Genomic DNA, 25319 nt, shown 5'->3' with positions numbered 1-25319 from the left:
CTTATAAACCTAAAAAGTCTTTAAAATCACCGGCATAGCTGCGTGAAACTTCAACTTCCCTTTTATTATCAAGTTTAAGCAGCAGGCGGCCGTTAAACCAGGGCACAATTTCCTTGATATGCAGAATATTAACTATCTCCGATTTGTTTATCCTGACAAAACCTTCAGCAGCCAGTTCTTCTTCCAGCTGATATAATTTTTCTTTAACTCTGTATTTTTTATTATTTGCTCTGGCATAGATGATGCTGTTCTGGGCTTCAAAAAGTATAATATCCTTATAATTTACAATTTCATAGTTCTCATCCAGCTGCCCGATTAAATGATCCTGCATTGATTTTTCTTCTCGGGGTTTCTCATTTAATAGCTTATTTTCCAAAAAGGAAATCAGCTGATCAATTTTATGGGAGTTAAAGACAATACTTATTCCATCTTTGGGGATTTCCTCACCTTTTTCCACCAGAGAGAATTCTGCCTGCTCGGAAATTTGAAAATCTCTGGATTCCAGAAAATCTTTTAATAAAAGCTGGTATGTATTAGAACAGATCAATTTTACTTTCATATTATTTGCCTCCAGATTTTCTATTTACTCTAGATTTATATTCGAAAAATTTTCACATTAACTTAATTATATTAATAATTCTCCTCTAAAGCAAAGTAATTAATTAAAATAATTTTTGGCCGGGCTGGAAGCTGTATATGCCTGTTGTTGGTTGTTTTATCATTTGCTCTCACTCCTTTTTCGCTGTTAAAAATAGAATAGCATACTTTTTGATTTTAGAAAATAGATTTTAGCTAAGCCGCAGTTCTGACAGTTTAAGTCGTATTCTGTGAGGGGCAAAATGAATTAAGACAACTTATTCTACTCTATTCTAGTGATCAGTCAGGTTCCCAAAAATTCGGTCGTAAAAACTGATACTGCCAGAGTATTCTGGAAGAAAGCATAAATGAATATGTAGTTTAGATAATTTTTCTTTTCATTGTTTAAATCTATGATAAAATATAAATAAGAGGAAAATTCGGATAATTATTTTGATAGTAGCATTAGTTTATGGCATTGATTTTTTAAAAAATATTGCTATTAGATTATAAAATATAATAGGGAGGAAAAATTATGGTTACTAAATCAACACTTAGAAAGCCCGAACTAGCAGAAAAGGGATGGCAGAAAATTCAATGGGTAGCAGATAAGATGGATATTTTAAATGAGATTTTAAAAGAGCATCAGGCTGCACAGCCTTTAGCAGGTAAAAAAGTGGCAATTTGTCTTCATCTAGAAGCTAAAACTGCCTATATGGCTTATGTTATCAGTCAGCTGGGAGCAGATGTTGCTATTGCTGGCAGTAATCCGCTTTCAACTCAGGATGATGTAGCAGCAGGTTTAGCAGCTCATGGAGTGATGGTTCACAGCTGGTATGATTCAACACCTGAAGAATACAAAGAGCATTTAAATAAGGTTTTAAATATTGAACCAGATTTGATTATTGATGATGGAGGCGATATGGTTGAAACCCTTCATAAAGAAAGAAGAGATTTGCTGGAAAATATTATAGGTGGAGCCGAAGAAACAACAACTGGAATTCACCGTCTGGAAGCAATGGAAGGTGATGGGACTTTAGCCTTTCCAATGATGGCAGTTAATGATGCAAAATGTAAGTCTCTTTTTGATAACCGCTATGGTACCGGACAATCAGTCTGGGATGGAATAATGAGAACAACCAATCTTGTTGTTGCCGGTAAGACTGCAGTTGTGGCAGGTTATGGCTGGTGTGGTAAAGGTGTAGCCATGAGAGCAAAGGGACTGGGAGCAAGAGTAATAGTAACTGAAATTGATCCAGTTAAAGCAAGTGAAGCCTGGATGGATGGTTTTGAGGTTATGCCAATGCGGGAAGCAGCTCAAAAAGGGGATTTCTTTATTACAGTAACAGGCTGTAAGGATGTTATTGATGCAGAAGATTTAAAAGTGATGAAAGATGGAGCAATTATGGCTAATGCTGGTCATTTTGATGTAGAAGTGTCCAAGCCTGCTTTAAATAGACTGGCTATAGAGGTCAGTGAAGCTAGAGCCAACATTAGGAAATTTGAAATGGCAGATGGTCGCAAACTTTATCTTTTAGCGGATGGAAGACTGGTTAATCTGGCAGCGGGAGATGGCCATCCAGCAGAAATTATGGATATGACCTTCGCTTTACAATTAGCTTCACTGCTTTATTTAAATCATAATCAAAATTTAGATGCTCAGGTCTATAATATACCTGATGATATAGATAATATGGTAGCAGAATATAAATTAAAATCTTTAGATATAGAAATTGATCAGTTGACAGAAGAACAGGAAGCTTATATCAACAGCTGGACTGATTAAAATATATAGTACTTTTATATAGGTACCTGGTTATAAATAATTAATTCACAAAAAAGCAAGGAGTAGTCGAGTAGAAATGGAATTAAAATACGGAAGAAAAACCTTAGAGTTTAAGATAAATAGTAGTAGAGTCCTTAATGTATTAAAAGCAAATGAAAAAGAAGGTTTAAATGATCCTTTAAAAGCAGTAGAAAAGTCTCTGAGCGAGCCAACTGGGACAAAGCCTCTGTCAGAACTTTTAGCAGCAGAGGAAATCAATGATCTGGTAATTATAGTTAATGATGTAACTCGCTATACTCCATATAATTATATGCTGCCGCCACTGCTTAAAACTATTGCTGAGGCTGGGATTAAAAAAGAACAGGTCACTTTTATAGTTGCAACTGGAGTGCATAGTCCCCATTCAGCTGAGCAGAATAGAGAAATGTTTGGTCCGGAAATTGATGCTGAATATAATTTCATTCATCATGATTATGATCAGGATCTGCTTGATTTAGGTGAACTTAGTACAGGCAATCAGCTTAAAATAAATAAAAAAGCAGTAGAGGCTGATTTTTTAATTGCAACAGGAGTAATACTCCCTCATTATATGGCTGGATTTTCCGGGGGTAGAAAGTCTATTTTGCCCGGAATAGCTGGCAGAGATAGTATTGAAAATAACCATGCAATGATGGTTGAAGTGACTTCAGAAAAACCAGCACTTGAGAATAATCCAATCAGTCAGGAGATGTTTGAAGCAGCAGAAAAAGTTGGATTAGATTTTATTCTCAATGTAGTCACCAACAGCAGCAGAGAAATAGTTAAAGTTTGTGCAGGTGATTATCTGGAGGCCTGGGAAGCTGGGATTTCTGAATCAGCAGCGATGTATCAGCTGCCGCTTGCTAAAAAGGCTGAGGCAGCTATTGTTAGTTCAGGTGGTTTTCCCAGAGACATAAATATTTATCAGGCGCAAAAAGCTTTAGACCATGCTGATCATGCTGTCAAAAAGGGTGGTACAATCATCTGGGTAGCAGAATGCTCGGAAGGTTATGGCGAAGAACGTTTTAAAAAATGGATGGATGAGGCCCAAAAACCTGAGGCTAATATTGAGCGAATCAAAAAGAAATTTTTAATAGGTGGTCATAAAGCCTTTGCTATTTCTAAAGTAGCGGCCGAAAAAGAAATTATATTGATTTCCAGTTTGAGCCGTGAACAGACAGAAAACATTTTCGCTAAAAAAATGAATTCTATTCAAGAAGCAGTAGATTATCTGGAAGAAAAATATGGAGCTGATTATTCAACCTATATTCTGCCCCAAGGAAGTTTAACAGTGCCGGTGATAGAATAAAATTTTAAAATTGGATTAATCATGTGGGAACAGCCTATCATTTTTAATAATTGCTTTTTGCTTTAACAATTGTTAAAATAAAGACAGTAAAAACAAAGCAAAATGGGGGTATTGAAAATGAAGGGTAATATAATGGAGTTGAAAGATGAAGAACAGATTATTGATGTTTTAAAGGCTTTAGGTTCCGAATCTAGGATGAAGATTATAGAAGTATTACAGAATGAAGATATGAATTTAAATCAGATTTCTGAATTTATAAATATGCCGGCCTCTTCAGTGACTGTAAATATAAAAAAACTGGAAAATGCCGGCCTGATTGAAACTGAATATAAACCTGGTAATCATGGTTCGCAAAAGATATGTAGTTTAAATTATGATAAGATACTAATTAATCTGCCGGGAAATAGAGAGTTAAAAGATAAAAATCTAATTGAAACCTCAATGCCGATTGGTAATTATAAGGATTTTTCAGTGAATCCAACCTGCGGTTTGGCTTCAGAAAAAGCAGTTATTGGTGAACTAGATGATGTAAAATCATTTTTAAATCCTGAACATATACACGCCCAAATACTTTGGTTTGGCAGTGGTTATGTAAAATATGTGTTCCCTAATAATTTACCTAAGAATTCTCAGGCAACTAAATTGGAACTAAGTATGGAAATCTGCTCAGAAACTTCTGATTATAATGAGGACTGGCCTTCTGATATTTCGATCTGGATTAATGGAGTTGAAATTGGGGTCTGGACTTCTCCTGGTGATTTTGGTGAGAAAAGAGGTATTTTAAATCCTGACTGGTGGTATTTTGATCAGACTCAACATGGTTTACTAAAAATTTGGCAGGTTACAAATGAAGGTTCTTTTATTGATGGTAATCAGATTTCGGATATTACTTTAGCTGATCTCAATATTGAAAAAGAAGATTTTATCGATGTTAAAATTGGTGTAAAAGATGATGCCCGCAATGTTGGTGGAGTTAATCTATTTGGTCGTAAATTTGGTAATTATAGACAGGATATTATGCTTAGATACAGATATAAGTTTAATGATTAATAAAATAAATCAAAAAAATTTAAAATAAATGCAGGAATTTTAGAACAGGTGAAGAATATAGTTAATAGAGCCTATAAAAGTCAGTTTAATTTTTTATGTGCTTTAATTTAATAAATATTAAACTAAAGCAGTAATACATAAAATAAAGCGGGGTGATATTTTTTTAAAAATAAATATTCGCAATATTTTTAATTAAAGCAGTAATTGGGTAATTCAAAAATTTTAAAGGGGGATATAAAATGTCTAAGAAGTTTTTAGTTTTAGCATTAATTACAATTTTAGTTGGTTTTACGTCTAGCGCTATGGCTGAGGTAGTTACCGTTGATTATTGGAATCTTTTTGGTGGTGGAGATGCAGAGTTTATGGATGAGATAGTAGCAGAGTTTAATGCAGCTCACGAAAATATCGAAGTTGATGTTACAAGATTAGAATGGGAAGAATATTATACAAAGTTAAAAACTGCAACTGCCAGTGGAAATGGACCTGATATAGCAATCAGTCATGTTACCAGAGTTAAAGAATTAGCAGACGAAGGTTTAATTGTTGCTTTAGATGAATTAGGGGCAGATGTCGGCATTAATTGGGACGAATATAATTCAAATATTTTGAGTGGAGCAGAAATAAATGGTGAGATTTATGGAGTGCCATTAGATACTCACCCATTAGTTTTATATTATAATAAAGAATTACTAGCAGAAGCAGATCTGATTGCAGAAGATGGAAGCCCTAAGATGGAGGGCACATTTAAAGAATTTTTGGGTAAATTAAAGTCTGATTCTTCTGCCAAATATCCGATGACTAACTGGACAAAGTTAACTGCGGAGGGACACTATAGAGTCTGGTGGAGTCTATATAACCAGCTTGGTGGAAGCCCAGTGGTAACCGAAAAAGAACTGACAATTGACAAAGCAAAAGCTGTAGAAGCAATTAAATATATGCAGGACTTATATGATAAAGAATATTCACCACTGCATTCAGAGTATATGGAAAATGTAAACTTGTTTAGAAATGAAGAAGCAGCCACTTTATTAACAGGTGTCTGGATTACAGGTACTTTAGAAGCGACTGAAGGTTTAGATTTTGGGGTAATGCCAATGCCACAGATTTTTGACAATAGATCTGTCTGGGGAGATTCTCATACTTTAGTACTTCCCTATGCAAGAAGTATTGATCAAGAGAAAAGAAAAGCAGCTTTAACTTTTGCTAAGTGGGCTACAGATAATGGAGAGCTCTGGGCAAAAGCAGGTCACATACCAAGTAAAGAAACAGTTAAAGAAAAAGAAGAGTTTAGAAATATGCCTTATAGAATGGACTATGTTAATGCAGCAGATTATGTAACTTTTGATAGTGCAGGCTCCTATACCTGGAGTATTAGAACTGAAATGACAACAGCTTTAAGTAAGGTCTGGAATAAGCAGATAACAGCAGAAGAAGCAGTAGAAGAGGCGAGTCGAGGAATAGAAAGATTATTAAGCAGGTAAAAAGAAGTTGATTTTAAGGCACAGGTGTTTTTAAGCACCTGTGCTCTAAATAAAATTTTTAAAGGAGGTTTCGATTTGAAAAAATATAATCAATTATCTGACCGTTATCCGTTTTTAAAGGCTTTACCATTTCTTTTACCCTTTGCTGTAGTTTATGCGGTATTTTTGATCTATCCGATTTTTCGAGGCTTTTGGATGAGCCTGCACCGCTGGACTATGATCCGTAATATGGGTTTTGTTGGTTTAGATAATTATCTTTATATGATTAAAGATCCAGCTTTTTGGGGTTCTTTAGGCAATACTTTATTATTTGTACTTATTTCAACACCGACAATTGTTATTGGGGGTTTAGTTTTAGCATTACTGGCAAATCAAAAAATTAAAGGGCAATTATTTATTAAAATAGCATTTTTCCTTCCTTATGTTTTATCAGTAGCAGTTATTTCTTCGATCATGGTTTATTTTTTCCAACCCCACAGCGGACTATTAAATGGGATTTTACAGAGTTATTTTGGGGTAGAAGAAACTATTTTTTGGCTTGGAGAAACAAAACTGGCCTGGTTTGTTATAGTTTTTGCGACTTTATGGTGGACTGTTGGTTTTAATATGATCTTATATCTAGCAGCACTACAGGATATTCCACAGTCTTTTTACGAAGCAGCTGAAGTAGATGGGGCAACCAAATTCCAGCAGCTAATTTATATCACCTTACCGTCCTTAAAACCTATAACCTGGGTAGTAACTTTACTGCAGATAATTTTTTCTTTTAAGATTTTCTCACAGGTCTGGTTAATTACCGGTGGTGGCCCGGGTACAGATACCCGTCCAATAGTTCAGTATATTTATGAAACAAGTTTTAAACAAAACAGTATGGGGTATGGTGCAGCAATGGCCTTTTCCTTTTTCATTATTTTAGTCTTAGTTTCCATGGCACAAATATATTTGCGTAAAAGAGAGGAAGGATAATATGGAAAATAAAACTTCACCAACCACTAAAGTTTTGAAATATTCATTTTCTTATTTACTGGCAGTACTATTTATTTTTCCTATTTTATGGATGCTTTTTGCTTCACTTAAACCATCTGGTTATCATGTTTCACAGATTATAGAGTGGTTTTTACCACCTTATTCTTTTAGTAATTATTCTGCAGTTATTGAACAGGCGCCAGTATTAAAATGGATGTTAAACAGTTTTATTGTTTCGGCCAGTGTGACACTTGTTGTTATAATTTTTGATTCACTGGCAGCCTTTGCTTTATCTGTAATTGACTTTAAACATAAAAATTTAGTTTTTATATTATTTACAATCGGTTTAATGGTTCCCACAGAAGCGAATATAGTAGCCTTATTCGATATTGTACAAAAACTGGGTTTAGTTAATACTTACCCGGGCTTGATTTTGCCTAGGATTGCAATTCCTTTAGGCATCATAATTTTAAAAGAGTTCTTTGATGCTATACCAAGAGACTTAATTGACAGTGCCAGGATTGATGGCTGTGGGCTATTTAGAATCTACTTTTCTATCTTTATGCCTTTATCGAAAGCTGCCATTGCTTCTATTGGAATTTTCACCTTTATCCAGGCCTGGAATGCATTTCTCTGGCCTTTTATCGCAATTATGTCCAAAGAAATGTTTACTTTACCAGTCGGAGTACCAACATTTACCGATGCTTATACACCGGATTATTCAATACCAATGACTGTCAATATGATAGCTTCTTTACCAGCTATAGCAGCTTTCTTATTATTCCAGAAGCAGATTATTCAGGGAATTAAATTTACAGGAATTAAAGGTTAACTTTCTTGCAGAGTACTTATTAAAATTAAGAAAAGATAAATATTTTCGTAATCTAAGGTTGATTTTTTTAGGAGGTAGCATATGGGAAATAGAATACCGAGGCCGGAACATCCGAAACCCCAGTTTCAGAGACAGAATTGGCAAAATTTAAATGGAAGCTGGAATTTCGACTTTGATGATCAAAATCAGGGTGAAAAAAATAAGTGGTACCAGAATAAAGAACTGGGGCAGGAAATAACTGTGCCTTTTACTTTTGAAACTAAAGCCAGCGGCATTGCTGATCGAAGTGAACATAATTATATCTGGTATCAGAGAACTTTTGAAGTTAATGCTGAGCAAGCACAAAAAACAATTTTGAACTTCGCAGCTGTAGATTATTTAACTAAAGTCTGGATTAACGGCAGTTTTGCCGGCAGCCATCAGGGAGGCTATGATTCATTTTCATTTGATATAAGTGACTTTATTAATTATCAGGATAAAAATAATATTGTAGTTAAAGTTGAAGATTCACTTTCTAAAACTCAGCCCCGGGGTAAGCAGACTTATAAAAAAGATAATTTCCTCTGCTGGTATACCAGGACTACCGGTATCTGGCAGACAGTCTGGCTGGAATTTGTGGATCAGAATCTCTATCTTGAAAATCTTAAAATAACCCCTTATCTTGATCAAAAAGAAGTAGAACTGGATTATAATTTTGAGGGAGAAGGTTTTGAAGCTGAAAACTATAAATTAATAAGCAGAATAGAATTTGAAGGTCAGTTAATTAATCAATTTGAGCTGGAAGTTAAAAAAAATAATTATAATTTTAAAGTTAAGCTTGAAGATCAAGAGAATGAGATTAAAATCTGGCATCCCGAGAGTCCAAATTTATATGATCTAAAGCTTATCTTATATAAAAATGATGAAGTTGTAGATCAAATTGATTCCTATTTTGGCCTGAGAAAAATTTCTATAGAAGCTAATAAGATATTTTTAAATAATCAGCCTCTTTATCAGAAATTAATCCTTGATCAGGGATACTGGCCCGAGTCTTTAATTACCCCTCCCTCTGATCAGGCACTAAAAAAAGACCTGGAACTGACTAAAAAAATGGGTTTTAATGGAGTCCGTAAACATCAAAAAATTGAAGATGATCGCTTTTACTACTGGGCTGATAAGTTAGGGCTTTTAGTCTGGGCCGAGATAGGTTCTAGTTATCAGTATAATGATCAGGCTGTAGAAAATTTTAGTTCTCAGTGGCAGCGGGTAGTTAAAGAATTATATAATCATCCTTCAATTATTTGCTGGGTTCCTTTCAATGAATCCTGGGGGATTGAAGCTGTTAGTCATAATAAAAAACAGCAGCATTTTACTGAAAGTATTTACCATTTGACAAAGAGCATTGATCAAGAGAGGCCAGTGATTGCTAATGACGGCTGGGAGCATACTATTTCTGATATTATAAGCTTTCATGATTATGTAGAAAGTACTGCTCAGCTTCGAGAAACATATGTTGAAAACATGGAAAAATTGCTGCAGAATAAAAAAGTCTTTAATGATCAAGAATATATTACTGGTGGTAAATTTATTATGGCTGATAATTATCAGTATCAGGGTCAGCCGATAATTTTTAGTGAGTTTGGAGGTATTGCTTTTCAGGATAAAGAAGGCTGGGGCTATGGGGAACAGGTTCAAAATAAAGAAGAATTGAATCAGAGAATTAAGCAGCAGCTGGAAGTGATTAAAGATGTTGAAGAATTTGAAGGTTATTGTTATACCCAGCTGACTGATGTTGAACAGGAAAAAAATGGTCTGCTGGATGAAAATAGAGAATTTAAATTAGAGCTTGAAAAAATAATCAAATTAAATCAAATTGTTGATTAAGCTCTGAGGATTATATATTTAATAATTAAGCTTAGTTTGATCAAGGGCAATCGTGAAAATGGTTGCCCTGTTTGCATTCTTTAATAATCAAAATTTTGAGAAAATTATTGAAGATGATAATTATTTATGCTAAAATATCCATATAAGTTAAAAGATATTTTTAAATCATTTAAATCTTGCAGAGGGTTTAAATTAATATTTTTATTTTAAAACGTTTTAAAACGAAGATGAAAGGGGCTTTTAGAATGGAAAAAGATATAGATAAGATTTTAAAAAATTTAAGATTGAGCGAAAAAGCTTCTTTGCTTTCTGGAGGAGATTTTTGGCAGACTGAAGCAGTCGAGAGGCTTAATATACCGGCAATATTTTTAGTTGATGGCCCACATGGGGTGCGCTATGTTGCTGATCGAGACCATGATGATCCTGCAAAAAAAGCAACCTGTTTTCCAACAGCTGTTAATTTAGCAGCAAGTTGGGATTTGAATTTAATAAAAAAAGCTGCAGCAGCCCTTGCTGTAGAAGCAAAAGCACGAGGAGTTGATGTGCTTTTAGGACCGGGAATTAATATCAAGCGCTCACCGCTTGGAGGGCGAAATTTTGAATATTTTTCTGAAGATCCATTTTTAAGTGCTGAACTTGCGGTTGAATTTATTAAAACAGTTCAAAAAAATGGTGTTGGAACTTCACTTAAACATTATGTGGCTAATAATCAAGAATATAAGCGCTTTTCTATTGATGCTCAAATCGACGAAAGGCCGTTAAGAGAAATATATCTGGCAGCATTCGAAAAAGTAATTAAAGAGGCCAATCCCTGGACAGTAATGGCAGCCTATAATCAGATAAATGGTGATTTTGCAACTGAAAACGATTATCTGCTGCAGGATATATTGCGTGACCAGTGGGGTTATGACAATTTAGTTGTATCTGACTGGTGGGCTGTGCATAATCGGGTTAAAGCTTTAAAAGCCGGTCTTGATCTTGAAATGCCAGGTGCAGATCCGGTTAATGATCAAAAAGTTATAGATGCTGTTCAGGCAGGTGAACTAAAAGAAGAAGTAGTTGATCAGGCCGTTAGAAGAATTTTAGAATTAATTTTAAAAACACAAAAAAAAGCAAAAAAAGATTTTAAGCTGCCCGTCGAAGAACATCATCAGCTGGCAAAAGAAATTGCTGGAGAAACAATAGTTCTGCTTAAAAATCAGGGGCCACTACTGCCTTTAACAGCAGCAAAGCTGGCTGATAAAGAATCAATTTTAGTAGTGGGTGAGCTGGCTCAGAAACCTAGTTATCAGGGAATTGGAAGCTCACAGGTTAATCCAACCAGGCTGGATAATCATTATCAGGCTTTAGAAGACAAATTTGGGGAAGAGCTGGAATTACATTATACTCCAGGCTATAATTCTGAAGCTGAGCCTGGAGAAAATGAAAGTTTAAAAGAAAAAGCGCTGCGGGTTGCTGAAAATAAGGATTATGTAATTATTTATGCAGGTTTGCCTGAGCAAGCAGAAGCAGAAGGATATGACCGCCAGGATATGCAGCTTCCTAAAGAACAGAATCAGCTGATTAAAGAATTGGCAGCAGTTAACCCCAATATTATTGTTATTTTAAATAATGGCTCAGCCGTTGATCTGAGACAGTGGTTAGATAAGGTTTCTGCAGTTATAGAAGCAGGACTTCCCGGACAGGCTGGGGCCTCAGCTTTAGCAGATATTATTGCAGGGGAGATTAATCCTTCGGCAAAATTGGCAGAAAGCTATCCACTTAAATTAGAAGATAATCCTTCTTATCTTAATTTTCCCGGCAGCAGTGATAGTGTTCGCTATGGAGAAGGGATTTATATTGGCTATCGCTACTATGATAAAAGAAAAATGGAAGTTCTTTTCCCCTTTGGTTATGGATTATCTTATACAGAGTTTGCCTATAGAGCTCTGGAGGCTCCTGATTATTTAGCAGAAGGCGATAAATTAAAAATTAAGATTTTAATAGAAAACACTGGTCAGTTTAAAGGTAAAGAAATTATTCAGCTTTATCTATCTCAGCAGAACCCTAGCCTTGCGAGGCCGCCGAAGGAGCTTAAAGGATTTGGTAAAATCGAATTAGAGCCTGGAGAAAAAGAATGGCTGGAATTAGAATTAGATTATCAAGATTTAGCTTATTATCATCCGCAGGCAGGCTGGATTGTAGAATCCGACCGCTTTAAGATCATGATTGGTGCTTCATCCAGAGAGATTAAATTTACAGAAGATATTGAGGTTGAAAGTTCCTTTGTGCTTAAAGACTTAACAGCAAAAAGTCCCTTTGAGGATTGGCTTGCTGATCCTTTAGGTGAAAAAGCAGTAAAAGAAGTATTAACGGAAGCGGAGATTGAAGAAATTGGATTTTTGAAAGCCTGGCCGCTGTATAGAATGCATTTTTTTACCCCAGAACAGGTCAGTTTCGAGGAGATAGAAGAAATTTTAGATATATATGAAAATAATTAAATGAGGTGAGTTGAATGAGAGAATGGGAAGATCCAAAAACTTTTGCAGTTAATAAAAGGCTGCCCCATGCAAATCGTATTTTCTTTTTAGACCACAAAACACTAAATGATTATAACTATCAATCATTAAATGGAGAGTGGGATTTTAAATACCTGCCAAATCATAATACATATCAGCAGGAATTTTATCGGCAGAATTTTTCTAGCTCAGATTGGGACCAAATTACTGTTCCTTCTAACTGGCAGCTTGAGGGCTATGATAAACCACACTACACAAATGTTAACTATCCTTTTCCAGTTGACCCTCCTAAAGTTCCATCTGAAAACCCAGCTGGACTTTATAGAAGAAAATTTTATTTAAATTCAGAATTAGAAGCTGAGCAAAATCTGATTCGTTTTGAAGGGGTTGATTCGGCATTTTATCTCTGGTTAAATGGTGAATATGTTGGCTACAGTCAGGGGAGTAGACTGGCTGCAGAATTTGACTTAAGTGAGTATTTAAATTATGGCGGAGAAAATATATTAGCCGTTAAGGTAATTAAATGGTCAGATGGAAGTTATTTAGAAGATCAGGATATGTGGTGGTTGAGCGGCATTTTTCGAGATGTATATCTATATTCACAATCATTTTTCCAGATTGAAGATTTTAAAATTGAAAGTGAATTTAAAAGAAATGAGGAGTTAGGAGTCTTAAATTGTCAGTTTCAGGTGCTTTCTTATCAAGAATATATTCCCGAAGGTACTAAAATTGAGATTAATTTATATGACCTGGGACTTAAGCTGGTTGAAGAAAAAATTGAATTATCAGAGATAAAAAAGCAGAGACTAAATAACTTTAAAACTGATTTAGAAATTACAGAACCAAAGGCCTGGTCAGCAGAAAATCCATATCTATACCAGTTGGAAGTTAAGCTGCAGGATTCTCAGGGCGAAGAAATTCAGACTATAAGACAAAAAGTAGCTTTTAGAACAGTTGAAATTAAAGATGCTCAACTTTTGGTAAATGGGAAGCCAGTTATGATCAGAGGTGTCAATAGACATGATTTTGATCCGGAGCTAGGTCGGGCAGTTACTAAAGAGCAGATGGAAGAAGATGTTTTGCTGATGAAAAAGCATAATATTAATGCTGTGCGCACTGCTCATTATCCAAACCATCCCTATTTTTATGAGCTCTGTGATAAATATGGTCTTTATGTAATGGCTGAAACGGATATAGAATGTCACGGTTTAGAGCCGGTTGGGCGCTGGGATGAATTAGCTGACTCCGAAGACTGGAGAGCAGCTTTTCTAGATAGAATGGAAAGAATGGTTGAGCATTATAAAAATCATCCTTCGATAATTATCTGGTCTTTAGGAAATGAATCTGGTTTTGGTGATAATCACCGCAGCATGGCTCAGTTATGCCGCCGATTGGATCCGACAAGACCAATTCATTATGAGGGTGACCAAAAACAAGAAGTTGTAGATATTATAGGTCCAATGTATCCAACAATAGAAAAAACTGCAGAGCTTGCTCAAAGAAAAGAAAAACCTGTAATTTTGTGTGAGTATGCTCATGCAATGGGTAATGGTCCAGGAGAGCTTAAAGAATATTGGGATGTCTTTTACAAGTATCCTTCTGCCCAGGGAGGATTTATCTGGGACTGGTTAGATCAGGGAATTGCAGTTAAAAATTCAGCAGGTGAGACCTGTTATACCTATGGGGGCGACTTTGGAAATATCCCCAATGATAAAAACTTTAATATTAACGGATTGGTATTTCCCGACCGCAGTCCTTCACCGGGTTTAACTGAATATAAATATGTGATGGCTCCCTTTAAAATAACAGACTTTAATTTTAAAGATGCTAAAGTCAAAATTGAAAACCAGTTTGATTTTATTGACAGTTCTTATTTTAGACTGGAATGGGAAGTTAAAACAGCTGGTCTGGTGATTGAAAGCGGCAGTCAGAACTTTGAACTTAAAGCTGGAGCAGAAAAAGAATTTAAAGTTGAAGAACTTAATTTAAGTGATTTAGAACGGATAATTGAAGAAAAGGCGAGAGAAATTGAGGTTAATTTGCCGGCTGAAAGTTATCTAAATTTCCGTATTGTTTTAGCTTCAAATCAGAGTTGGGCAGCTGCCGGACACGAAATAACATTTAAGCAGTTTAAATTACCATTTATTTTTGATCGTCTCTATCATCCAGAACAAAGTCAGCTAGAAAATAAAGAATTATTTTTAAAAGAAAGTGATCAATATTTAAAAATTGCAGGCAGTAACTTCAGTATTTATTTTGATAAAGGGAATGGTCAAATTAGTGATTATTTCTATCGCGGTAAAAGTCTGCTGGAAAAAGGACCTAAGCTCAGCTTTTGGAGAGCCCCAATAGATAATGATAATACTGATATTACCTATAATTACACTAATGAATGGAAAGCAGTAGGTATCAATCAGCTTGTTCAGCGCTTAGATGAAATGAAAGTTGTTGAGTCTGAGCATAATTTTGTCTTGATAAAAATGTACTATACAATTGCGCCAGCAGCAAAAGATTTAATTATTAAGTCTGAAATGGAATATAGGATTTATAATAATGGTGAGATCAAGCTTACTACATCTGGAGAATTTGCTGATCAAAAAGCACATTCAATTCCCAGAATTTCACTAGAATTAGAATTGAATCAGCAGTTAGATAAAATCAGATGGTTTGGTAGAGGACCAGGGGAATCATATCCCGATACTAAAAGAGCAGCCTATATTGATCTTTTCACTAAAAAGATAGAAGAGCTGCATACACCCTATGTTTATCCCCAAGATAATGGAAATCGTTCTGATACAAAATGGTTAGAGTTAAAAAACAGAGTTGGGGCTGGACTTGAATTCTATAATTCTAAAGCATTTGACTTTACTGCTCATTATTACAGCAAAGATGATTTAGAGCTGGCAGAGCATGATTGTGAACTTCCTCAAAGAGATAAAATATATTTAGAATTAATTCATAAAAATCGAGGTGTGGGAAGTACTTCCTGTGGGCCTAAAAGACTAGATAAATATGAGCTAGAACTTAAGGATTTTAAATTTCAACTAAAATTTAAAGGAATAGACTATTAATATCTGATAGATAAATAGCTGGTACAGAACAAGATTTTGTACCAGCTAATAAAAAAAGAATAAATGAAAATAAATCTTGCAAATTGTTAGAAAATTTGGTATTCTAAGAATACAATATTTTAAACGTTTTAAATGAGGTGGATTAGATGGCTGTAACTTTAAATGATATTGCCAGTAAAGCAGGTGTTTCTTTAGCAACAGTCTCGCTTGCGCTTAATGGCAGCGATAAAGTAAACAAAGATACTAAAATTAGAATCAAAAATATCGCAGAAGAACTTAATTATATACCAAATGCAAGAGCAAGGGCTTTAGTAAAAAAATCAACCAATACTATTGGCCTTGTAATTCCAGAAGTAGTGAATCCTTTTTTTGCGGAGCTGGCCCAGTCAATTAAAGATTATGTACGCAGTCAGGATTTTAATGTTATTCTCTGCAGCACTGATTATCAGAGTGAAGAAGAGCTACGATATATTAATATGTTTCGTTCCGGTCAGGTTGATGGTGCTATTTTTGCCTGTGTTGGAGATGTAATGGAAAAGCATAATGAGCTGATTATTGAACTAGTTAAGCAAAATGTTCCGGTTGTATTTGTAGATCGAGATGGTGTAGATCATGATTTAATTCCTGTAGTTAAAAGTGATGTCTATCATGCTGCTTACCAGGCAGCTGATTATTTAATTTCTTTGGGGCATAAAAATTTGGCTTTTGCCGGCCAAAGTTTAGAAAGATTAAATGGTTTTAAAAGTGCTCTGATGAAACATCAACTGGAACTAAAAGAAGAAAATATCTATTATGATTATTTAAAAATGGAGGGTGGTTATGCAGTCGGCAAAAAAATAGCAGCCAGAAAGGAAAAGCCGACTGCTGTTGTCTGTTTAAATGATGAGATTGCAATTGGAGTAATCCAGGCTTTGATTGCTAAGAAAGTGGAAGTGCCAGCAGAAATATCAGTTATTGGAATCGATAATATTAAAATGGCTAATTTCTATAATCCATCATTAACCACTGTTAATATACCAGTAAGTCAAATGGGAAAAAAAGCAGCAGAAATTTTGCTAAAAAGAATAGCTGGAAAATCTTTAAGTGACAAAGAAAAGTTTTTTATCTTTCCTACAGAACTAATTATTAGAGATTCAAGTAGGAAATTTTAATGAAAATTAGTTTGATAAAACTGATCTGAAACTGGTTTTTATCAGTAAATATCAGCAAAAATAAAAAAAGGAGGGATAATTTAATCATAATTTAAAACGTTTAAATAGTGTTTTAAAAATCAAAAGGGGGTTATTTTTAATGAATTTTAAGAATTTTTCACTTATTGCAATTACTTTAGTTATGGTTTTAGCTTTGTCTTTCTCTGCAGCAGCACAGGACACTTTAGTTGTTAATACTTATACAAGTGACCCAGCTCCAAGAGCAGTTATGAAAGAGTTAGTGGCTCAGTATGAAGAAATGAATCCTGATGTTGATGTTGAATTGAACATTACAGCTCATGAAGATTTTAAACAGGCAATTAGAGTCTGGTTAACTTCCGATAATCCACCTGATGTATTCAGCTGGTTTGCTGGCAATAGAGCTGGATATTTTGTAGACAGAAATTTGGTTATGGATATTTCTGATGTCTGGGAAGAAGAAAACTTCTACGAAAAATTCCCAAAAGCTTTTCAGAGTATCAGTATCTATGATGGTAAAGCTTACTTTTTACCTCATAACTACTACTGGTGGTCTGTATTTTACAGAGAATCAATTTTTGAAGAGTATGGCTTAGAAGAGCCTCAAACCTGGGATGAATTCCTGGAAGTAGGAGAAACTCTTAAAGCCAATGGAATTACTCCATTTGCAATTGGTACTAAATTCCGCTGGACTGCAGCTGCTTTCTTTGATTATTTCAATATGAGAATCAATGGTGCAGAATTCCATAAAGAATTGATGGCTGGTAATATTCCATTTACAGATGAGAGAGTTGCAGATGTATTTGAAAAATGGAAGTACTTAATTGAAAATGACTATTTTGTAGAAAATGCAGCAGCCTACTCCTGGCAGGAAGGTTTACAGTTCCTTTCCCGAGGAGATGCAGCGATGTATTTAATGGGACAGTTTATTTTAGATGCAACATCTGAAGAGGTAAGTCAAGACTTAAACTTCTTCCGTTTCCCAATTATTGACGAAGATGTTCCGGTTGCCGAAGATCTACCTACAGATGGTTTTATGATTCCTGCAAAAGCGCCTAATCCAGAACTGGCAAAAGATTTTATAGCTTTCCTTGGTTCGGTCGAAGGACAGCGTCTCTTTGCTGAAGACTTAGGTCGTCTGGTAACCAATAAAGATATGCCTGCTGATATATATGATGGATTAACCAATAAAGGCAGAAAAATGATTGATGAAACTGATGAGTTAGCACAATTCTATGATCGTGATATGGATCCAGAATTAGCTGATAAAACAATGGATTCTTTAATGGAATTTTGGTATTCACCAGCTAATTATAGAGAGATCATGGAGAAAATGGAAGCACATCGTCAGAATTTTATCAATGACTAATTAAAACTAAAGTCACCTGTGGGATAATATCTCACAGGTGATAATTTTTAGGAGGTTTAGAATTTGAAGAGAAAGCATATTCCATGGTTATTTTTGTCAATACCTTTAAGCTTATATACTGTCTGGGTTATTGCACCAACAATTTATACCATGTATTTAAGCTTAACAAATTGGGACGGGATAACAGCACCTCAATTTCAGGGAATCGATAACTATCTGCAATTATTTAATGATCCTATTTTTTATACATCATTAGTTAATAATGTTAAATGGCTGATAATTTTTATGGCAATTCCGGTTACTGTCGGTCTATTTTTAGCAATGCTTTTGAGTCAGGAAATTAAATGGGCAAGAGGATATAAGGCGGCTATTTATTCGCCTATGATTTTAGCACCGGTTGTAATTGGCTTAATCTGGTCCTGGATTTATCAACCTCAGGGTGGACTTTTAAATAATACTTTAACTTATATTGGTTTAGAAAGATTAACCAGAGGCTGGCTGAGCAACCCAAATACTGCTTTATATGCTGTTATTGGAGCAGCAGTCTGGCGGCATACAGGTTATGTAATGCTTTTATTTTTATCTGGTTTAACAGCAATTTCGCCAACTGTAATTGAGGCTTCTCGTATTGATGGGGCCAGTCCCTGGCAGCGATTTAGATATATTATTCTACCACTTTTAAAGCCAACCACCGTAATTGTAATTGTAATAACCATGATTCAGTCCCTGAGAGCTTTTGACTTTGTCAGCATGATGACTAGAGGTGGGCCTTTTAATTCAACCAATGTTTTAGCACATTATATGTATACCGAAGCTTTCAAAAATTATAATATGGGTTATGGGGCTTCAATAGCTGTAGTTTTATTTGCAATTATGTTTATCTTTATAGTTATTTATTTACGCCAGATCAGGAAAGGGGAGCTTGAATAATGAATTTATCGCTACATCAAAAAAAGAGACTTAAACATGCAGCTATATTTATAGCTCTTTTACTATTTGTGCTAGTCTGGCTGCTGCCTGTATTTGGCGCTTTTTTAACTTCGATCAGGACAATGGATGATATCATGAATAATGGATTTTGGAGTCTGCCTGATCAGGTGACCTTTAGTAATTTTGCCACAGCCTGGTCAGAGGGGAATTTAAATACCTACTTAAAAAATAGTTTTATAATAACCATTCCGTCTTTAATTGGAACTCTGGCTTTATCTTCTTTGGTTGGTTTTGCGCTGGCGAAATATAAATTTAAAGGTAATATGATAATTTATTTAATGTTTGTGGGAGGAATGTTAATCCCATTTCAAATTTTATTAATTCCAGTCTTTCAGCTGAGTAATTTTCTGGGAATTTATAATAATTACTGGGGTTTAATAATGATTCATACTGTTTTTCAGATGGGTTTTTGCTCATTTTTCTTAAGAAATTACATGATAACTATTCCAGATGAATTATCTGAAGCAGCAAGAATAGATGGAGCTTCAGAATTTAAGATTTTTTATAAAATTTATTTACCACTTTCTCTGCCTGCTCTAGCAGCACTTGGAACTTTAGAATTTACCTGGATTTTTAACGATTATATCTGGGCCTTAGTTTTATTGCGCGATGATAAATTTAAACCTGTAACTGCTGGTCTGGCAACACTTAAAGGTAATTTTATAACCTCCTGGAGTGTTTTAGTAGCCGGAGCAATACTGGCTACTATTCCGACAATTATAGTTTTTGTTTTCTTACAAAAATACTTTATTCGAGGTTTGACAATGGGCTCAGGCAAGTAAAAATTTATATTTTTTAGCAAAAAAGACTCTACTTGCTTAGCTAATCTAGCTAAGCTGGTAGAGTTTTTCTTATTTTTCTGATAAAATAGCCATAAGCATTTCTTATCTGGATGTTGGTTGGTACCGGGTACAGAATAAATAATTCACAAATATAAAATTGGAGGCAAAAAAATGAAAATAGCAGCATTTAAAGTAGAAGAGTGGATGAATGAGTATGAGATGGATGCTGAATACAATATTGCAGAAACCTGTGTGGAATCACTGACAGTAGAGGAATTATTAAATTTTAGTGATAATCCAGCTGCCAGGCTGGAAGAAATAAAAAAGATGCAGCTTACCTATGGAGATATCAAGGGTTCAGCTGCTTTTAAAAAAGGAGTCAGCAGTCTTTATGACAGTGTTGATCCCAAAAATATTTTACCCTCACATGGAGCTATTGGGGCTAACTTTCTTTTGCTTTATTCTTTAGTAGAAGCTGATGATCAAGTAGTTTCAGTATTTCCAACCTATCAGCAGCTTTATTCTATTCCTGAGTCTTTTGGAGCGGAAGTTAAAAAGCTGGATTTAAAATATGAGGATGGATTTCTGCCAGATTTAGAAAAACTCAAAGAACTAGTTAATCCAAAAACAAAGCTGATTGCAATTAATAATCCCAACAACCCTTCGGGAGTAGTTATGAACAAAAAAATCTTAGCAGAAATTGTGGAAATAGCAAGAGCTGCTGATGCTTATATTTTAGCAGATGAAGTTTACCGTGGTTTTGATCTGGAGGAAGAGATACCTTCTATTGTTGATCTCTACGAAAAAGGAATAAGTGTGGGCAGTATGTCCAAAGTTTTCTCTTTAGCTGGACTGAGAATGGGCTGGATTGCTGCACCTGAAGCAGTGATAGAACTCTGTCAACTGCATCGTGATTACACAACTATCAGCAACAGCATGATTTCTGATTATCTTTCTGTAATTGCTCTGGAAAATAAGGAAAAGATTTTAAAAAGAAATCTGGCCAAGGTAAAAAAACAGCTTGAGCTATTAGATGATTGGGTGCAGAGTGAAGATTTAATTGAATATGTTAAACCAAATGGAGGTACAACAGCTTTTTTAAAATATAAGTTGGATCTTGACTCTGAAAGCTTTGCTAAAAAGTTATTTAAAGAAAAAGGTGTTTTAGTTGTACCGGGGATTGCCTTTGGTAGAGAAAAGTTTATTCGGATTGGTTTTGCTGGTAATCAAAGTGAGCTAAAAACAGGTTTAGCTCTGCTGAAAGAATTTCTGCATGAGTACAATTAGTTTTATCTAAATAATCTTTACTAAATAGCAAACAAAAGCAGCTGGAAGGTGATTTTTGTGAAACAAAATCAAATTTTTATTAATTATGGTGACCAGGCTAAGAAAATGGTTCAGGAACTGCTGCAAAAAACTAAAATTGAAGCTGAGCTGCAGTTAGATGATTTGATTGCTTTAAAACCAAATTTGATCAATGCTACTAAAGCAGAAGTTGGAGCGACCACTGATCCCAAAATTGTGCAGGGAGTTATTGAATATCTTCAGCAGCGAGGTTTTAATAATTTGATGATTATTGAAGGTTCCTGGGTGGGAGCAGATACTGATACCGCCTTTGAAGTCTGCGGTTATCAAAAGCTGGCCCAGGATTATGATCTTCCATTATATAATTTAAAAAATGATAATTTCATTAAAAAATCTTATCAGGGCTTAGAAATTGAAATAGCAGAAAAAGCTCTTGCAGCTGATTATTTGATCAATTTTCCCGTGCTTAAAGGCCACTGTCAGACTAATATCACCTGTGCTTTGAAAAATCTTAAGGGTTGTATTTCTGATTTTGAAAAAAGAAAATTTCACCGCCAAGGACTGCATCAGCCGATAGCTTATTTAAATAAGCTTTTAAAACAAGATTTAGTTATTGTAGATGGTATTTATGGAGATTTAGATTTTGAAGAAGGCGGTAATCCAGTTAAAATGAATAGAATTATTGCTGCTCAAGATCCGGTGCTGGTTGATAGTTATGCAGCTAGTTTGCTCGGCTATTCTACAGCCGAAGTTAAATATATAGAAATAGCTGCTCAAATAGGAGTTGGTTTTAAAGATTTATCCAGGGCAGAAATAGTTGAATTAAATAAAGATCAGGGAGTTGAAATTGAATATTCCTCCAAAAAAATTAAAAAGTTAGCAGAAAGAATAGAAGCTAATAATGCCTGTTCAGCCTGTTATGGCAGTTTAATTCATGCTTTAAAACGAATAGAAGAAAAAGGGAAGCTGGATAAAATAAATACTAAAATTAAAATTGGTCAAGGTTATCAGGGGGAAGAATTTTCTGGAGTTGGAATTGGCAGCTGCTGCAGTGGTGCTGATAGTTTTGTTAAGGGCTGCCCACCTTCTGCAAAAGATATATTAGATTTGATTGCGCACAATTTAATTTGAGGAATGTAAACAATAATACAGAAAGTTATTGTCTTAGATGATAATTTATAATTAGGAAATAAAAATTAATATTTAAATTAATGATTTGAAGGGGGAAAGGTTATGAAAAATGTTGGTCAAACAGATAAGCTGATCAGGATTATTCTTGGTATTGTTCTCCTGTCAATGTTCTTTTTTGTAGAAGGGAATGCAAAATATTTTGGTATTTTAGGTATTATTCCACTCTACACAGGTCTAACAGGAAAATGTGCCCTGTACAAACTTTTTGGAATTAACACCAAAAAGGATAATTAGTTAATTTATTATCCCTGTAGATCAGGGATAATTTATATAAATTTTTTTTGAGATTAATTCGTAGTATAAAACTCAGATTTCATTATAATATATAATTTAAAATAATTATTATGACAAATAAAATTAGCAGGAGGGATTCAGAAATGGCAAAATTGTTAGTCACATATTATAGTTCATATGGACACATCTATGAGATGGCAAAAGTTGCTAGAAATGCAGCAGAAGCAGAAAATCATGAGGTAAAATTAAGAAAAATACCGGAACTAGAAGCTGCTAAAAAAGCGATGTCAGGTCAAGATGCCTATTTAGTTGCTCAAGAAGCTCAGTCAGAAGAAAAAGAAGTTACTTTAGCTGATTTAGAATGGGCTGATGGTATTGTTTGGGGTATTCCAACCAGATTTGGAAATATGCCAGCTCAGGTCAAGCAATTTATTGATACCGCAGGTGGCTTATGGGCAGAAGGCAAATTGGAAGATAAGGCTACTGGAATTATTACTAGTACAAATACACTCCATGGGGGTCAAGAAAGTACAATTTTAAGTTCAATGCTTCCTCTAATTCATTTTGGAATGATTTTTGTTGGTTCAACTTATGGTCAAAACCCTGAATTAAGTGAAGACAAACTGCAAGGTGGTTCACCATATGGTCCATCTACAGTTGCAGGACCTGATGGAAGTAAAGTACCAACAGAAGGTGACTTAAATATGGCAGGTAGACTTGCCAAGAGAGTAGCCAGAGTTGCTGCCGGAATTCAGTCAACTAAATAGAAATTTTAAAGTTAGAACAGAAAAGTGATAGTGATCATTAAAATGCAATTAATCTTATTCCAATATATTCTAAAAGCCCTGGCTCCCACAGCTGGGGTTTTTACATAGAAATTTTAAAATATTAATTGGAGGTTTTAATAATGGCAAAAGATATTTATCAGGCAGTAAAAGAAAGAAGAAGCTATTATAATATAGATGATAAAAAGGTTGTTTCAGAGGAAAAAGTCGAAAAAGTTGTTGAACACGCTGTAAAATATACGCCAACTTCTTTTAACTCCCAGACCGGTAGAGTAATTTTATTATTTGATGATCAGCATAATAAGTTTTGGAATATAGTTGAATCTAATTTAAGAGAGGTAGTTCCTAACGAAGATTTTGATTCAACTAGAGATAAAATTGATGGTTTCCGTAGTGGTTATGGGACTGTTCTGTTTTATGAAGATATGGAAATTGTAGAAAATCTGCAGCAGCGTTTCCCACTTTATAGTGATAACTTTCCTAAGTGGTCACAACATTCAAGCGGGATGCTGCAGTATAATGTTTGGACAATCTTAGAAAGTGAAGGTTTAGGGGCATCACTTCAGCACTACACTGAGTTAATAGCAGAAGATGTAAAAGCAGAATGGGATGTACCAGAGGAATGGAGATTTGTAGCTCAAATGCCCTTTGGTAATCCTGTAGAAGAAGCTGATCAAAAAGAATTTGATCCTTTAGAACAGAGAGTAAAGGTTTATAAGTAAATTAAAATCATATAAACTTAACTTGATTGGCAGCTGCCCAAAAGATTTAATTGGGAGCTGTTTTTTTGCAAATTTACTAAATCAATTTCGCATTTTGTTTTAAATAAAAGATAAAATTAGACAGATGACTGTAAATTTAGTTAAATTGATGATAAAATAAAAATGAGATAAAAATAGGGGAAATAAATGTAACTAATATAAGGGAATGATCTGAATGTTGACAATTAAAGATATTGCCAAAAAGGCAGAAGTTTCTGTAGCAACTGTCTCTAAGGTAATGAATGGTTATGATGATATTGGAGAAATTACTAAGGCAAAGGTTTTAAAAATTATTAAAGAAAATAACTATCGGCCAAATGCCAATGCTCAGTCTTTAAGAACTAATAAATCTTTTTTAGTTGGACTCTTTTTTAAAGACCATCAAGATAGTGGTGTAAAACATCCTTTCTTCAGAGGAATTATATCTGGTCTTGAAGAAAGATTGCTGGAAAATAATTATGATATGATCTTATTTTCTGCTAATTGGGAAGATCAGTTTAGTTATTTAGAAAAATGTCAGTTCCGGAATGTGGATGGTGCTATTTTAATGGGGGTTCCCAAGGATGATCCTAAATTACCTGAACTTTTAAATGCTAAAATCCCATCAGTTTTTATTGATCTTGATATTTCTGATGACAAAGCTTCCTATATTATTTCTGATAATGAAAAAGGAGCCAGAGAAGCTGTAAGACATTTGGCAGAATTAGGGCATAAAAAGATTGCAGTTATTGAAGGTGAAGAAATTACTATTCCTACTCAAAAGCGTCTAGCTGGTTATAAAGCTGAGATGAAAGCACAGAATTTAGAAATTAAAGACGAATGGATTATTCAGGGTCGATTTAGTGTTGATGGCGGGGTTAAAGCAATGGAGAAAATTTTAAAATTAGAAGATCGGCCAACGGCAATTTTCTGTATGGGTGATGAAATAGCAGTTGGGGCCATGCAGACAATTAAGGAAGCAGGGTTAAATGTTCCTGATGATTTTTCTATTGTCGGTTTTGATGATATAGAAATCAGCCAGTACTTAAATCCAGCCTTAACTACAATTCGTCAGCAAAAAGATGAAATGGGAATTGAGGCCGCTAATATGGTTTTAGAAATGATTAATAACCCTGAAAAAAAAGTTGAAGCTGAAATAATTGATACTGAATTTGTATTAAGAAATTCAACTAAAAAACTATAGAATTTAAAAAAAACTATTTATAAAAGATAATAATTGATTTAAATTGCAGCTTTCTTAGTTGAGAGCTGTTTTTTATTTAGTTGCGCAATGGGTAAAAAAT

General features: G+C 34.6%; 20 protein-coding genes. 19 read left to right on the top strand and 1 reads right to left on the bottom strand.

All coding sequences use genetic code 11. The features are described 5' to 3' along the window. Nucleotide 1: 1 nt before the first annotated feature. A complete protein-coding gene (locus tag HSACCH_RS13640) occupies nt 2-559 on the bottom strand; it encodes a LytTR family DNA-binding domain-containing protein (RefSeq protein ID WP_005490352.1) in 558 nt (185 codons plus the stop codon). Nucleotides 560-1111: 552 nt separating this feature from the next. Here HSACCH_RS13640 and HSACCH_RS12780 point away from each other — a divergent pair. The 19 genes from HSACCH_RS12780 to HSACCH_RS12690 all read left to right on the top strand — a co-directional run bounded on the left by HSACCH_RS12780 (nt 1112) and on the right by HSACCH_RS12690 (nt 25219). After that, nucleotides 1112-2362 carry an adenosylhomocysteinase gene (locus HSACCH_RS12780; protein WP_005490351.1) on the top strand — a complete coding sequence of 417 codons (1251 nt, stop codon included), beginning with the start codon at nt 1112-1114 and terminating at the stop codon, nt 2360-2362. Nucleotides 2363-2438: 76 nt separating this feature from the next. Continuing rightward, nucleotides 2439-3689: a nickel-dependent lactate racemase family protein gene (locus HSACCH_RS12775; protein WP_005490350.1), complete on the top strand. Its 1251-nt coding sequence runs from the start codon at nt 2439-2441 to the stop codon at nt 3687-3689. A gap of 117 nt (nt 3690-3806) precedes the next feature. Beyond that, nucleotides 3807-4739 (top strand): ArsR/SmtB family transcription factor, encoded by a 933-nt coding sequence (locus tag HSACCH_RS12770; protein WP_005490349.1) that lies wholly within the window; start codon nt 3807-3809, stop codon nt 4737-4739. 239 nt (nt 4740-4978) lie between these two features. Then, complete coding sequence (locus tag HSACCH_RS12765) at nt 4979-6220, top strand: ABC transporter substrate-binding protein (RefSeq protein ID WP_005490348.1); 1242 nt, start codon at nt 4979-4981, stop codon at nt 6218-6220. Nucleotides 6221-6295: 75 nt separating this feature from the next. After that, nucleotides 6296-7186: a carbohydrate ABC transporter permease gene (locus HSACCH_RS12760; RefSeq protein ID WP_005490347.1), complete on the top strand. Its 891-nt coding sequence runs from the start codon at nt 6296-6298 to the stop codon at nt 7184-7186. A gap of 1 nt (nt 7187) precedes the next feature. Then, entirely contained in the window at nt 7188-8018 is an 831-nt protein-coding gene (locus HSACCH_RS12755; RefSeq protein WP_005490346.1) for a carbohydrate ABC transporter permease, read from the top strand. Between the two features lie 81 nt (nt 8019-8099). Beyond that, nucleotides 8100-9881, top strand: a complete 1782-nt coding sequence (locus HSACCH_RS12750; protein ID WP_005490345.1) for a glycoside hydrolase family 2 protein — start codon at nt 8100-8102, stop codon at nt 9879-9881. Nucleotides 9882-10126: 245 nt separating this feature from the next. Beyond that, a complete protein-coding gene (locus tag HSACCH_RS12745; protein ID WP_005490344.1) occupies nt 10127-12361 on the top strand; it encodes a beta-glucosidase in 2235 nt (744 codons plus the stop codon). A 14-nt stretch (nt 12362-12375) separates the two neighbouring features. Further along, the gene (locus HSACCH_RS12740; protein ID WP_005490343.1) at nt 12376-15450 is read left to right on the top strand and encodes a glycoside hydrolase family 2 TIM barrel-domain containing protein; all 3075 of its coding nucleotides are present in this window, start codon (nt 12376-12378) and stop codon (nt 15448-15450) included. A 146-nt stretch (nt 15451-15596) separates the two neighbouring features. Then, nucleotides 15597-16601, top strand: coding sequence for a LacI family DNA-binding transcriptional regulator (locus tag HSACCH_RS12735; RefSeq protein ID WP_005490342.1), 1005 nt, complete (start codon nt 15597-15599; stop codon nt 16599-16601). A gap of 139 nt (nt 16602-16740) precedes the next feature. Then, nucleotides 16741-17988 carry an ABC transporter substrate-binding protein gene (locus HSACCH_RS12730; RefSeq protein ID WP_005490341.1) on the top strand — a complete coding sequence of 416 codons (1248 nt, stop codon included), beginning with the start codon at nt 16741-16743 and terminating at the stop codon, nt 17986-17988. Nucleotides 17989-18051: 63 nt separating this feature from the next. Next, nucleotides 18052-18918: a carbohydrate ABC transporter permease gene (locus HSACCH_RS12725; protein ID WP_005490340.1), complete on the top strand. Its 867-nt coding sequence runs from the start codon at nt 18052-18054 to the stop codon at nt 18916-18918. Then, complete coding sequence (locus HSACCH_RS12720; protein ID WP_005490339.1) at nt 18918-19760, top strand: carbohydrate ABC transporter permease; 843 nt, start codon at nt 18918-18920, stop codon at nt 19758-19760. The genes HSACCH_RS12725 and HSACCH_RS12720 overlap by 1 nt, the downstream gene beginning before the upstream one ends. A gap of 171 nt (nt 19761-19931) precedes the next feature. Next, nucleotides 19932-21047 (top strand): aminotransferase, encoded by a 1116-nt coding sequence (locus tag HSACCH_RS12715; protein WP_005490338.1) that lies wholly within the window; start codon nt 19932-19934, stop codon nt 21045-21047. A gap of 57 nt (nt 21048-21104) precedes the next feature. Further along, nucleotides 21105-22196: a DUF362 domain-containing protein gene (locus HSACCH_RS12710; protein ID WP_005490337.1), complete on the top strand. Its 1092-nt coding sequence runs from the start codon at nt 21105-21107 to the stop codon at nt 22194-22196. A 102-nt stretch (nt 22197-22298) separates the two neighbouring features. Continuing rightward, the gene (locus tag HSACCH_RS12705) at nt 22299-22490 is read left to right on the top strand and encodes a YgaP family membrane protein (protein WP_005490336.1); all 192 of its coding nucleotides are present in this window, start codon (nt 22299-22301) and stop codon (nt 22488-22490) included. Nucleotides 22491-22633: 143 nt separating this feature from the next. Further along, complete coding sequence (gene wrbA, locus HSACCH_RS12700) at nt 22634-23257, top strand: NAD(P)H:quinone oxidoreductase (RefSeq protein ID WP_005490335.1); 624 nt, start codon at nt 22634-22636, stop codon at nt 23255-23257. 140 nt (nt 23258-23397) lie between these two features. After that, entirely contained in the window at nt 23398-23997 is a 600-nt protein-coding gene (locus tag HSACCH_RS12695; RefSeq protein WP_005490331.1) for a nitroreductase family protein, read from the top strand. A 214-nt stretch (nt 23998-24211) separates the two neighbouring features. Further along, nucleotides 24212-25219 carry a LacI family DNA-binding transcriptional regulator gene (locus HSACCH_RS12690; RefSeq protein ID WP_005490330.1) on the top strand — a complete coding sequence of 336 codons (1008 nt, stop codon included), beginning with the start codon at nt 24212-24214 and terminating at the stop codon, nt 25217-25219. The last annotated feature ends 100 nt before the right edge of the window (nt 25220-25319 follow it).

Source organism: Halanaerobium saccharolyticum subsp. saccharolyticum DSM 6643 (assembly GCF_000350165.1).
Taxonomy (GTDB): Bacteria; Bacillota; Halanaerobiia; order Halanaerobiales; family Halanaerobiaceae; genus Halanaerobium; species Halanaerobium saccharolyticum.
The sequence above is the reverse complement of the archived record's forward strand: the minus strand, read 5'-3'. Positions and strand labels throughout refer to the sequence as shown.

Excerpts from the sequence above, each read along its gene's own strand:
- HSACCH_RS13640 (WP_005490352.1), bottom strand. The coding sequence starts at position 559 with ATGAAAGTAAAATTGATCTGTTCTAATACATACCAGCTTTTATTAAAA.
- HSACCH_RS12780 (WP_005490351.1), top strand. The coding sequence starts at position 1,112 with ATGGTTACTAAATCAACACTTAGAAAGCCCGAACTAGCAGAAAAGGGA.
- HSACCH_RS12775 (WP_005490350.1), top strand. The coding sequence starts at position 2,439 with ATGGAATTAAAATACGGAAGAAAAACCTTAGAGTTTAAGATAAATAGT.
- HSACCH_RS12770 (WP_005490349.1), top strand. The coding sequence starts at position 3,807 with ATGAAGGGTAATATAATGGAGTTGAAAGATGAAGAACAGATTATTGAT.
- HSACCH_RS12765 (WP_005490348.1), top strand. The coding sequence starts at position 4,979 with ATGTCTAAGAAGTTTTTAGTTTTAGCATTAATTACAATTTTAGTTGGT.
- HSACCH_RS12755 (WP_005490346.1), top strand. The coding sequence starts at position 7,188 with ATGGAAAATAAAACTTCACCAACCACTAAAGTTTTGAAATATTCATTT.
- HSACCH_RS12750 (WP_005490345.1), top strand. The coding sequence starts at position 8,100 with ATGGGAAATAGAATACCGAGGCCGGAACATCCGAAACCCCAGTTTCAG.
- HSACCH_RS12745 (WP_005490344.1), top strand. The coding sequence starts at position 10,127 with ATGGAAAAAGATATAGATAAGATTTTAAAAAATTTAAGATTGAGCGAA.
- HSACCH_RS12740 (WP_005490343.1), top strand. The coding sequence starts at position 12,376 with ATGAGAGAATGGGAAGATCCAAAAACTTTTGCAGTTAATAAAAGGCTG.
- HSACCH_RS12735 (WP_005490342.1), top strand. The coding sequence starts at position 15,597 with ATGGCTGTAACTTTAAATGATATTGCCAGTAAAGCAGGTGTTTCTTTA.
- HSACCH_RS12730 (WP_005490341.1), top strand. The coding sequence starts at position 16,741 with ATGAATTTTAAGAATTTTTCACTTATTGCAATTACTTTAGTTATGGTT.
- HSACCH_RS12720 (WP_005490339.1), top strand. The coding sequence starts at position 18,918 with ATGAATTTATCGCTACATCAAAAAAAGAGACTTAAACATGCAGCTATA.
- HSACCH_RS12715 (WP_005490338.1), top strand. The coding sequence starts at position 19,932 with ATGAAAATAGCAGCATTTAAAGTAGAAGAGTGGATGAATGAGTATGAG.
- HSACCH_RS12705 (WP_005490336.1), top strand. The coding sequence starts at position 22,299 with ATGAAAAATGTTGGTCAAACAGATAAGCTGATCAGGATTATTCTTGGT.
- wrbA (WP_005490335.1), top strand. The coding sequence starts at position 22,634 with ATGGCAAAATTGTTAGTCACATATTATAGTTCATATGGACACATCTAT.
- HSACCH_RS12695 (WP_005490331.1), top strand. The coding sequence starts at position 23,398 with ATGGCAAAAGATATTTATCAGGCAGTAAAAGAAAGAAGAAGCTATTAT.
- HSACCH_RS12690 (WP_005490330.1), top strand. The coding sequence starts at position 24,212 with ATGTTGACAATTAAAGATATTGCCAAAAAGGCAGAAGTTTCTGTAGCA.